11 protein-coding genes are annotated in these 11,914 nt (G+C 47.1%); 1 reads left to right on the top strand and 10 read right to left on the bottom strand.

Annotated features, from left to right (window positions below; all coding sequences use genetic code 11):
- Positions 1-137: 137 nt before the first annotated feature.
- A complete protein-coding gene (locus DWX57_RS07885) occupies positions 138-611 on the bottom strand; it encodes an HAD domain-containing protein (protein ID WP_120123446.1) in 474 nt (157 codons plus the stop codon).
- A gap of 839 nt (positions 612-1,450) precedes the next feature.
- Here DWX57_RS07885 and DWX57_RS07880 point away from each other — a divergent pair.
- Positions 1,451-2,197 (top strand): helix-turn-helix domain-containing protein, encoded by a 747-nt coding sequence (locus tag DWX57_RS07880; protein WP_117550203.1) that lies wholly within the window; start codon positions 1,451-1,453, stop codon positions 2,195-2,197.
- Between the two features lie 37 nt (positions 2,198-2,234).
- Here the strand turns inward: DWX57_RS07880 and DWX57_RS07875 are convergent, their stop codons facing one another.
- The 9 genes from DWX57_RS07875 to DWX57_RS07835 all read right to left on the bottom strand — a co-directional run bounded on the left by DWX57_RS07875 (position 2,235) and on the right by DWX57_RS07835 (position 11,863).
- The gene (locus DWX57_RS07875; protein WP_117550201.1) at positions 2,235-3,125 is read right to left on the bottom strand and encodes a Precorrin-6B methylase 2; all 891 of its coding nucleotides are present in this window, start codon (positions 3,123-3,125) and stop codon (positions 2,235-2,237) included.
- Positions 3,126-3,241: 116 nt separating this feature from the next.
- Positions 3,242-4,006, bottom strand: coding sequence for a DeoR/GlpR family DNA-binding transcription regulator (locus DWX57_RS07870; RefSeq protein ID WP_117550200.1), 765 nt, complete (start codon positions 4,004-4,006; stop codon positions 3,242-3,244).
- Positions 4,007-4,097: 91 nt separating this feature from the next.
- Positions 4,098-5,333: a M20 family metallopeptidase gene (locus DWX57_RS07865; RefSeq protein WP_165852777.1), complete on the bottom strand. Its 1,236-nt coding sequence runs from the start codon at positions 5,331-5,333 to the stop codon at positions 4,098-4,100.
- A gap of 51 nt (positions 5,334-5,384) precedes the next feature.
- On the bottom strand, positions 5,385-6,314 hold the full coding sequence (locus DWX57_RS07860) for a choline kinase family protein (protein ID WP_165852776.1): 930 nt from the start codon (positions 6,312-6,314) through the stop codon (positions 5,385-5,387).
- 16 nt (positions 6,315-6,330) lie between these two features.
- On the bottom strand, positions 6,331-8,025 hold the full coding sequence (locus DWX57_RS07855; protein WP_120123439.1) for an ammonium transporter: 1,695 nt from the start codon (positions 8,023-8,025) through the stop codon (positions 6,331-6,333).
- A gap of 22 nt (positions 8,026-8,047) precedes the next feature.
- Positions 8,048-9,031 (bottom strand): ABC transporter ATP-binding protein, encoded by a 984-nt coding sequence (locus tag DWX57_RS07850; protein ID WP_015534632.1) that lies wholly within the window; start codon positions 9,029-9,031, stop codon positions 8,048-8,050.
- 4 nt (positions 9,032-9,035) lie between these two features.
- Positions 9,036-10,061 carry an ABC transporter ATP-binding protein gene (locus DWX57_RS07845; protein WP_015534631.1) on the bottom strand — a complete coding sequence of 342 codons (1,026 nt, stop codon included), beginning with the start codon at positions 10,059-10,061 and terminating at the stop codon, positions 9,036-9,038.
- 12 nt (positions 10,062-10,073) lie between these two features.
- Positions 10,074-10,931 (bottom strand): ABC transporter permease, encoded by an 858-nt coding sequence (locus DWX57_RS07840; RefSeq protein WP_117550193.1) that lies wholly within the window; start codon positions 10,929-10,931, stop codon positions 10,074-10,076.
- Between the two features lie 2 nt (positions 10,932-10,933).
- Entirely contained in the window at positions 10,934-11,863 is a 930-nt protein-coding gene (locus DWX57_RS07835) for an ABC transporter permease (protein ID WP_158576536.1), read from the bottom strand.
- Positions 11,864-11,914 lie beyond the last annotated feature (51 nt).

Here is an 11,914-nt window from a genome sequence, read left to right as displayed (position 1 = left end):
GATGCCGCTAACGCGCCATCTAAGGACCGGCGGCTTCGTATATCCCTGAGCGGGTAATGCTAAACAGCTCAGGCACATTCTCAATTACTTATTTCGCAACCACCTATATGTCAAAACACTATTTCTTCTCTCATTTATTATTTGTTTATTATAGAAATAGCATTCATGGCATCTGCCTCAGACAGCCCCACAAGTACGTTCTCTGTGTTGATCCAGTGAGAATCGAGTTCATGAGCCTCCCAGTCCATATCCATATCATCCAGTATGACATATCCCTCTACGGAATTCGCAGCCACATAATCCTTGACTGCACAGGCTCTGGTATAATCCCCGTACTTGTTTCTGAGCTCATCCCCTGAAGAAGTTGCCCCATATACTTCCATTCCAGCATCCGCAAGTCTGTCTATCAGTTCCCTTACGTGTGCCTTACTGATATCCTTATCAATCACCTGTTTTCTCCAGTCACTTGTCATGACCAGCTTCGCTCCTGTGGCATCCACAACCATCTTGAGGTTAGCCACATTCTTAGGATTGATAAACTCCCCATGCTTCTCACACAGGAATTTCTCCGAATTCAGTACGCCGTCTACATCAAAAAATACTACATTCATACGGTCATACTCCCCTATCTTTTTTTCTAAAAAGCTACTCTCGCTCCTTGCTTGCGTATTTTATCACCATTCAAAACAAATTTAAAGTCATTTATTTGCCCTTATAGTCAAATTTTAATCATTTTTTATTTTTGTATTATTTTTCGTAACAAAAACAGTTTTTTGTCACAGTTTTCCCAAGAAACCCGCATAAAATCTAACGTATCGCCAGTTTATACTTTTTTTATAATTTTAACATTTCGTTTATAATTAGCTTTTCTTCCAAATCATCAAAGTAAAATTCGCCACGCCCATCACCCTTCCGCCAGAAACAGGCTGGGTATTCTTCCGCGGCTGTATATCATCTGCTATATATGTGGTATCGGTAGCGAATACGACTGAGCTTCGGTGCTTCTTGCCGAGTTGGAAACCGCATCGCCCTTATCGCGGCCGGAAACGAGTGCATATAGAAGCTAAGCCGAAGCGAAGGAAGTAGAGCGTGATACCACATATATAGCAGATGATATACCCGCCCCGCGGAAGAATACTCAGCCGTCCGTCCTTCACCCCCCCACGAAAAAAGGCTATCTCGTGTTCGACGCCCTAACGCTCGACACGTGATAGCCTTGTTCCCTCTGCCGTAATCCGTCACCCCCATTGTGACAGACTATTGTAGAAAATGACCCCCTTGTCATCTCTCGATGTAACAGATAAATTCATTATATCATATTTAATTTCATATTAAAGAGCAGTTCATACACTTTTCTGCGCACACACAAATCGCAAAAGTGTATATTCTTACACTTTTCAACTGGACAAGCCTGTTTCTTCTATTATATAATGTTACTGAGGTGAATTACATGCAGCAACAATACGATATAGGGAAAAGACTCAGGGAAGTCATGGCTGAACGCGGGGTTACGATCAGTCAGTTAGCTGAGATGACAGATGTCTCTGAGGATACGATAAAAGCCATCAGGAGCGGCAAGACCAAGAGCCCGGGAATACAGCTTATGATATCCATCGCAGACGCACTTGGATGTACCATGGATGGATTTCTCCACAGGCGCAGCCTTACGGACGAGGAATTGTATCTCCTGCAAAAATACAGAACACTCAACATCCACGGCAAGCGGATGGTCATGCTAATGGCGGACTCTGAAGATCACATGCAGAAGAAGCTTCCTTCAGCGGATGCGTACTGCGCCAAAACGCGCAGGATTCCGTGTATTTCCTCAACTCACACGCTTGCTTCCAATTCAGACTACTCAACACACGCGACAGAATTTATAGAGATACCCGCCGATTATTTTCCAAAGGCAGATTATTGTCTGAGGCTCACGACCAATATGCTCCATCCTATCTATATTAAGGATGATATTATAGCCGTGGAACAAAACTTTCCTCATTTCGGAGATATTGCGTTATTCCTGAACGAGAATGGAGTCGAGATGATCAGAAAATATACAGAAAAGGATGGCTCACCATACCTTGAAGCTGTCAGCAGATGTGATAGATCCCTGTATCTCACAAGTGATATCATTTGTCTGGGAACGATCCTCGGAATCGTCCGTCTGGAAGACACAAGAAAACCGCCTATTACATAAAGGCGGTTTTTCTTATATATAAATATTATGATGTCGATTACTCTGCTCCACCGGTGATAAGCCATGGTGACGGCTGGGTAACGAACATGTTGTCCTTGTTGGTTTTGGATACAGATATCTGAATAGCCTCCATATTCTTTATTCCGAGCTTGTCAAATATGAGCTTTGCCTGTGCAAGTATTCCTAGATCAAGTGTGTATATGACAAACTGCATATTCGGATTGATCTTGAGCAGTCTCTCCATATCTGACTCCAGATAATGATTTGCAACTATGAATGCCAGTCTCGGAACAGGTATGGCTGCCAGAGTCTCCTCGCTCATATCTGGGATTATCTGTACATTATGTACTCCGAACTTGTCAACATTCTCCTCCATGGATCTTCTCGAACCCTCGTCCGGCTCAACGGCTATAATGTTGCCCTCGCTTGCCACGATCGCAGCCTCAATGACTATACTCTCGGCCTGGAGTGCCAGGATGGTGTCATGCGTATCCACATCCAGCAGACTCATGATGACTGCTCTTATCTCCTTGCCGACATAGTGTACTGTTCCAGCCGAGAAGAAATCATTTGCAATTCCGTATCTGACGGATTCCCTTGTCTTCTCGTTCATGATGAATATAACTGTAGGCCCTGTTATCTTCCTGTTCAGCACCTTCTCCAGCTTGTCATGGTGAACCTCGCCGCCGGGCTCCACACCCTCTGCATACCACATGTCATACTCGCCAAAGCCCTTCTCCCAAAGCGTGTACAACAGATCCTCATGACTCTGATCTGCAAATATAAGAACTCTCTTGTGTGTGTCTATAGTCGGAACAACGTTCTTCTGCTTTCCGCATATATTCAGCATCTTTATCTTCTCAGGACTGACCTTCATTATGTCTGCAAAATAGCCAAGCCAACTGAGCATATCCTTGTTCTCGTACATAACCATAACCCTCCTTTAGTTGTCCGTCCAATCTTTTATATAGCATATTTATTATACTATTTTATCGATCTTCTGTACACCCAAAGAGAGGCAAACAGACACTTTTTTGACTGTCATCAACTTACCACGTTCAGCTTGTGATCTCTATACATATTGTATACGGACTCCGGAAGCTTATCGTCGGTTATGATGGTGAATTCCGGCTGGAGATCACTGAGCTTGAAATCTCCCTTTGTCTCGAATTTCGTGCTGTCCGCCAGCAGAAATACCTCGCTAGCATGGCCTATCAGCATGCACTGATTCTCATAGGTTTCCCTTATAAAATCATGTGCGCCATCCTCGACCGAAAGTGCCGAAGGTACTACAAATGCCTTTGAAAAATACAGTTTCTGCATCGCCTCATGTGTCAGGAAGCCATAAAACAACTTCTCCTTCGGGAGATATTCACCGCCCAGCAGGGTTATCCTGTAATTTTCACATTCCGATAATATGGAGAACACCTCCGAGGAATAGGTTATGACGGATAGTGAGTCAAAATTGCGCGCCTTCAGTGCCATGGCGAACAATGACGCCGTGCTGCCTGAATCTATCGCTATGGTGTCTCCATCCTTCACATACTCAAGCGCTTTCCTGGCTATCTGCTCCTTGAGTTCCATATTGGATGTGCCCCTGACATCCATATTCTCAAACCGGTATCTCTTCTTCACAGAAACCGCACCGCCGTGTACCCTCGTGAGCATGTTGTTATTTTCAAGATCCTCAAGATCACGTCTCACCGTCTCGGTCGACACGCCCAGCAGCTCAACCAGTCTGGCAACAGTAACCGAATGATTAAGATTTACCTGATCCAATATTATCTGTTTACGCTGATCTGCTAACATCTGTCCCCTCCCTTACTTCCTTATAAACTGAGCCCTATGTTTTCTGACCTGCAACATGATTGTATCAAAATAAGCGGTGCCGTGTAAACCTTTATTCCGACATATCCAGTCCATACAGCCTGCAGAGAACCGCAGTATATCCCTCTATACAGTCGAGGATCCTGTCGATCTCCACATGCTCCTGTGCCTGATGCGCCTGACTCATCATCGCACCCGAATATCCTATAGTCGGTATGTTGTATTTGCCGCATATAACGCTTCCGTCGGTTCCAAACTGCCAGTATATCTTCTCAACATCCTGACCAAGCTCCTTAAGCGTCCTGTACGTCAGCTCGACATACTCATTATCCTTGCCGGTCACCCACGCCGGATGCTGCTTTGCCGCCTCCGCCTCATAACCGGTGTAACACGTCCTCTTATTCATTCTCGGATGAACGACAGCTCTGAGCTCAGGATCATTTTTCTTCTGCTCATCCAGGAATTTCTGAACCCTGCTCACCGTATCCTCTATGGTCATAGGTGGCACATATCTCTGATCCACTGTGATCTCACAATAGTCCGGCACACAGGAATACTTCTGTCCCGGTGTTACCACCACATCAGTGATGACCATGGACGTCTTACCCATCTCATGTACGAGCGGTTCCCTGCCAAAGTTATGCATGATCGCATCCATTATAGGGAGAGCTTTCTCAACAGCATTTATGCCCTCCTGCGGAGCGGACGAGTGCGCCACCTTACCGCACACCTCTATGACAAGCTCGATCTTGCCTCGCTGTCCGATGGCAAGATTGCCGTCTGACGGCTCCCCCAGATAGCACAGGTCAACATCAAGGCCGTGCTCCGGAAGAGTGTGCTCCATAAGATAAATCGTTCCGATACTCTCCGCCGGCTCCTCATAGACGACTGCAGCAAATATAAGATTGCCCGATATCTTCGCCCCGGCATCCACCAGCTTTTTGATCTCCATAAATGCAAAGAATTCCGAAGTCAGGCCAGCAAGCATATCGCTTATGCCTCTGCCGTATAACTTTCCATCCTCCACCTTCGGCTCAAATGGCGAATACGGACTCCATGCATCTATGCTTCCCTCAGGCACAACATCCATATGTCCAGTCAGAAGCACGTTTGGACCGTCACCCTCTCCGCGGATGACTCCGACCACGTTGCCGCACTCATCGCGGAAATGCTCAATACCAAGCTCCTCCATGGCCTGCATAAACACCTCCGAGGTGGCTTTCTCCTCCCCGGAATATGCCTGTGCGCGTATATTCTTACTGACAAATTCTACCCATGAATCTTCCATATTCTTATAATAATCTTTCATGATATACATCTCCCTTTCATGAACCGGTTTCATAATACGATCTGCTGATCATCAACTGATACGGGTACTCTTCTCCCTCGCAACGTCGAGCCAGTAATCCAGCCTTGAATCGAGCCAGAAATGCTGCAGTCTCGCCATCTTCTGTCCATACCAGTTCATGTAATCAAACTCCACGTTGGAGCTGGCCGCCTGATACAGTGCCCAATACGCCCACTTGATATCGCAGGCTATCTTGTTCAGCTTCATTCTGGCAAATGCTCTCTCATCAACCTTGCCTCCGCCGTATATCTTCATCATCTCCACGTCCATATCCTCGGTGAAATAGTTCACAGCAGATATCAGACCCAGATCCACATAAGGATCATTCATGGACGCATACTCATAATCTATGATCTTCAGATCATTTGTCTCCTCGTTGTACATCAGGTTGTTTGTCCAGAAATCATTGTGGCACGGACACAGCTCCTCACTGCCCGCCAGCGCCTTCTCAATAGCAGAGAGCAGATACTCCATCTTGTCATTAAACGGTGATATATAGCCGCCCTTCTTCGCCCTTGCGTTCATATCCCACGCCTGTTCAAATATGCTCTGCTTCAGGTTCAGCGGCTTTGTCTCGAGATGGTGGAAGTCCCTGATCCTCTCGAATATCGACTGGAATATATCTTTGTCATACACATCGCCAAATGTCACCTGGCGGTAGCCGTCAAGCCACTGGAATATCTCAACACCTGTATCCCCGAAATAATAATAGACTCTTGGGCCTGCCTTGCTCTCGTCCGCGATCACATTTGCCTCGTGGCATACTTCACGGTTTATGTAATCCGTGCCGGCTCCCGGTATCTTGAGGAAGAAATGCTCTCCCTCCACATCCACTTTGAAATTCGGATTCGTTATTCCTCCTGAAACGGGCTTGTAACTGATCTCCTTGCCCTTCCAGTCATCGACCCTTGCGATCGCCTCATCAATTGTTGTCTTGCGCATAAAAAAGCCTCCTCTCCTACTTGCTCTCATCAATCAATGCTTCTCTTCCAACCTCTCCGGTTCTAACCTTCACAACATTTTTCACATCGTATACGAATATCTTGCCATCGCCATAGTTGCCGGAGTACAGCACCTTCTCCGCAGTTTCCACAACCCTGGACACAGGTACAGTGCTGACTATGACCTCGACCTTCACCTTAGGAAGCAGGTTCAGATCCGCATCCGAGCTGCGGTAATATTTGTCATTATTTCCCTTCTGTATACCATATCCGGTCACATCCGTGATCGTAACTCCAGTTACATTTATGTCATTCATGGCGTGAAGCAGTGCGTCAAGCTTGTTCTTTCTCGCTATGATGACCACCTTGGATATGTTAAGATTCTCCGCATTTTCTGTGCTGTCAAATGCCTTGCCATCGATCTTAGGCACATTCATCATAGGCGCGCTTATTCCGTCTGAGGACAGCACCTCTGTGTAAGTATTTGAAAATCCGTGCTCACTGATATCCAGTCCATCCATCTCATCCTCAGCCGATACACGAAGGCCGATGGTCTTCTGAACGATCTTGAACAGTAGTGCCGAAGCTGCAAATACATACAGGAACACAACTATTCCGCCAAGGATCTGGATTCCGCACTGATAGCCACCGCCACCGAGCAGCAGTCCCTTTGTCTTTGTGGCGGTTCCATCAGAGAATAACCCAACCGCTATAGTTCCCCACAGGCCTCCGAATCCATGTGCCGCAATGGCTCCCACAGGATCATCTATCTTTACCACGTTCTCTATGAAATGCATTCCACCAACTACTATCGCCCCGGCCACGATTCCGACCAACACCGCAAGCGGTGTGCTTATAACGTCGGCTCCCGCGGTGATCGCAACCAGACCTGCCAGAGCACCGTTGAGTGTCATGGCGATATCCGGCTTCTTCTTCCACGCCCAGCTTATGCACATCGCTGAAACTGCTCCAGCCGCAGCGGATAGATTGGTGTTACAGAACACCTTACCAACAAGCGACACCGTATCTCCTGTCAACGGCAGAACCGAGCTTCCATTGAAACCGAACCAGCCAAACCACAGGATAAATATTCCAAGCACCGAGAGCGGCATGCTGTGTCCCGGTATCTTCTTCGACTTTCCGCTTCTTGAATACTTTCCGATACGCGGGCCGAGCATCCACGCTCCTGCAAATGCAGCGGCACCGCCCACCATATGTACAACTGTGGATCCGGCAAGATCATGGAATCCGAGCTGTGCCAGCCAGCCGTCTCCCCATATCCAGTGTCCCGATATAGGATAGATCACCAGACTTATCATCAGACTGTAGATACAATATGCTGCAAATTTAGTTCTCGCCGCCATGGCACCCGACACGATGGTCGCCGCCGTCGCAGCGAATACTGTCTGAAATATCAGGAATGCCCAGAATGGGATTCCGTCAGGAAGCATGCCGCCTCCATATACCGATTCCATTGCCACACCTTTGATCTTACCCAGTACAGCTCCATCGCCGCCATACATAATTCCGAATCCTATCAACCAGAACGTCACCGAACCGATACAATAGTCAACCAGATTCTTCATGGCGATATTTCCTGCATTTTTTACCCTCGTCATGCCGGTCTCAAGCATCGCAAAGCCCGCCTGCATGAAGAAAATGAGTACCGTTCCTACCATAATCCATATCGTACTGACTGCACTATATTCCATCACGATTCCTCCTTAATCTCTGTTATATCTGTCCTGCCTTGTGACAGCGAACCGTATGTCCCGGTGATACCTCTGTCTCCTCCGGGCGCTCCTTCATGCAACGTTCATCCGCATATATACAGCGTGTACAGAACGGACATCCCGGCATCGGCTTTGCCGGATCAGGTATATCACCTGGCTTAAGGTCTATGTCAAAGCCCGCATCCTCAAGTCCCTTGCTTATACTCGGAGCCGCCTTGAGCAGAACCTTTGTATATGGGTGCTGCGCATTCTTGTATATCTCGCTGCTCGGTGCACTCTCGACTATCTCTCCGAAATACATGATCTTTATCTGATCCGCGATCTGTCTCACCACAGCCAGATCGTGGGCGATCAGCAGCATGGACAACTTATATTTGTCCTGCAGATCCATCAGCATATTTATGACCTGTGCCTGCAATGACACGTCCAGTGCCGATATAGGCTCATCGGCAAATATGATCTTCGGTGTGACGACCAGACACCGCGCTATGATTATCCTCTGTCTCTGTCCACCGGATAACTGATGCGGATATCTGTCAAGGAACATCGGTGCCATTCCAACCTGTGAAAGTGTGTCCAGAATGATCTTCTCCCTCTCCTCCTTGTCCTTCACTCCATTCAGGATCAATGGCTCCTCAAGTGATTCACGGATACTCATTCTCGGATGCAGCGATCCCAGAGTGTCCTGAAAGATCATCTGTATCTTTGCTTTCATATCGCTCTTTTCCTGGGGCGTCATATCGTCCACGGATTTTCCTTCAAATACGATACTTCCGTCCGTCTTGTCCTCTATTCCCAGCAGGACTCTCGTCAGCACCGTCTTGCCACAGCCCGACTCTCCGACGATCGCAAGTGTCTTGCCCTTTTCCAGCTCCAGCGAGACATGGTCGACTATGTTCTTCTGTCCGACAACCTTGTTGAACATTCCCTTTTTCACCGGATACTGCTTCAGCAGATTATCGCAAGATAATACTATATCCTTCATATGATCACCCCAATTCTGTATCTTCGTTAATGTCATAATCCAGTGGGAAATGGCAGGCACACATATGTCCCTCTCCAACCGGTTTCAGTGCCGGCACCTCTTTATGACATATATCTTTCGCATATTCACAACGGGAAGCAAATGGACATCCCTCCGGGACATTTGACATATCCGGCGGGAATCCCGGAATGGATTTCAGTCTCTTCGTCTTACGAGCCTCGAGAAGCGGAACAGAACGGATAAGTCCAACCGTATAAGGATGCTTTGGATTTCTGAGCAGATCCTTCTTGGATGCCGACTCCACGCATCTTCCCGCATACATGACAAATATGTCGTCTGAGAACTGGGACACCACGCCAAAGTCGTGGGTGATTATCATGATGGAGATGCCGGTCTGCTTCTGCACCTCACTGAGGGCTTCGATGATCTCCGCCTGAATGGTGATTCCAAGACTTGTTGTAGGCTCGTCCGCTATGAGCAGATCCGGGTACAATATCATTGACATCGCTATGAATATCCTCTGTCTGAAACCCGCTGAGAACTCACACGGGTATTTCTTTATGACCTCCTCGCCGTTGGTTATTCCGACAAGCTTGAGAACTCTCATTATCTCCTGTTTTGCCTTTTCTGAACCCGATGGGGTATGTGCGTTATAGGCCTCGGCAAGCTGTGCTCCAATTGTCATGTAGGGATTGAACGATGTAGTAGGATCCTGGAATATCATGGAGATCTCATTTCCACGGATGCTCTTCATCTCCTTCTCTGGGAGCTTCAGTATATCCTGACCTTTGAACCTGATCTCGCCGCCTGCTATGTAACCCGGAGATTCCACGATCCTCAGTATCGATCTCGCCGTCACGCTCTTGCCAGAACCACTCTCTCCTATTATTCCAAGCACCTTGCCCTTCCGCAGTGAGAAGTTGACTCCCTCAACTGCTTTCACGACTTTGTGCGGACCGGTCTTGAAATAGGTCTTTAAATCCTTTACCTCAAGGATCACATCTGTATCTTTTTCTGTATTATTATCCATACTGTTATCCTCCTATTTGCGAAGCTTTGGATCGAAATGAACCTGAAGATTGTCACCGATAAAATTCAGTCCGAGAACCATGATGATAAGAACGATGCCGGGGATCATGATATACCATGCATCAGATGCAATATAGCCACGGGCATCGGACATTATGTTTCCAAGGGATATCTTTGGCGGATTTATACCGAGTGACATGTAGCTGAGCAAGCTCTCGTTGATGATCATTCCGGCGATATCAAGCGGTATGAGAGGAAGCATGGCAGGGATCAGATTCTTGCCGATATACTTCGTGGATATCCTCCATGAGCTCGCCCCCATGAGCTTTGCCGCTGCGATATAATCTGTGCTCTTCTGGGGTATTACATTTGACCGCACCGTTCTCGCATAGGCCGGCCACAGTGCCAGACTCAGCACTATGGTTACCGACACCTCATTCGGTGCGAACAGTGTGAGTGCGATCATGGCAAGTACGATAAATGGGAATCCCATCTGTACATCGGTGATTCTCATCAGCACTGAATCCAGAGGTCCCGGACTTGTGAGACCGGATATGATTCCGACTATCAGTCCTATGATGGCGGCCAGCAGAACGCTGCAGAAACCAATTATGACTGAGGTACGGATCCCATACAAAAGTCTCGAGAACAGATCACGTCCTATGGCATCAGTTCCCAGCCAGTGTGCCGGATCCTGAAACGGTTTCAATAATCTGATGGATGGGTTTGCCTTGCCCGGGTCCGACGGCGCGATGAGCGGCGCAAAGATTCCGGCAAGGAGATAGATTCCTACAATAATGATTCCAAGTGTAAATAATTTGTTTTTACCAATCCACTGAAGGACTGATCTAAATTTACTTTTTTTCTTCATAATTACAGTCCTCCCTGTGCTTTTCTCATTCGTGGATCAAGACGGATACTTCCAAGATCAATGGCAATATTCAAAACAATAAAGAATACGGAAAACAGAATGATAATTCCCTGAACCAGGTTGTAATCTCTTCGAAGGATCGCATTTAACACCGTGTATCCGATTCCCGGGAAGTTAAATACATACTCGACAACAACGATACTTCCTACCAGAAAGCCAAGCTGTGTTCCTAGGGATATCAGTACAGGGATAAGTGAATTCCTGAGTGCGTATTTGAAATATATCGCCACTGTCGATATTCCTCTCGCATATGCAACCTTGACAAATTCCTGATTGTAACTGTCGATCAGTGAGGAACGCACCACCTTGGTGAGCACCGCCGTGAGCGGAAGTGCCAGTGCAACTGTCGGGAGCACGCAGGATGCAGGTCCCGAATAATCCATTGACGGCAGCAGTCCAAGTCTGACTGAGAAAATAATGATCAACACGGAGGATACCCAGTAGTTAGGCATTGACTGGAACAGTACCGCAATACTCGAGATGAAACGATCCTCCCATTTATTTCCATTTAGTCCTGCGATGGTTCCCAGGATCAGGGATAATATGATCGATATGACCACTGAAGATATCAGCAGTATCAATGATAAAGGTGTGGCCTGCTCCATAACATTCAGGACTGTATCGCTCTTGAAATATGACTCTCCAAGATCTCCGTGGAACAGATTCACCATGTACATTTTAAACTGCTCCGGGATGGACTTTTCCAGTCCCATACTGTCTCTGATTGCCTGCTGCTGTTCTACTGTTGCTGTCGGAGCCATGACCTTCGCCGGATCTCCCGGTATCATTCGAAGTATTACAAAGCTGATAAATATAACGCAAAAGGTAACAAAAATGCCCTGTGCAAGTCTTTTTAAAACGGTTCCCAGCACTTTGATTTCCTCCCTTCTTAAAAAGGGCCACATGCTGTATCCTTACACATG

Source organism: Coprococcus sp. AF19-8AC (assembly GCF_003603115.1).
In the GTDB taxonomy this organism is placed as follows: domain Bacteria; phylum Bacillota; class Clostridia; order Lachnospirales; family Lachnospiraceae; genus Coprococcus; species Coprococcus aceti.
Note: the sequence above shows the minus strand (reverse complement) of the source record. Positions and strands in the feature narration are given on the sequence as shown.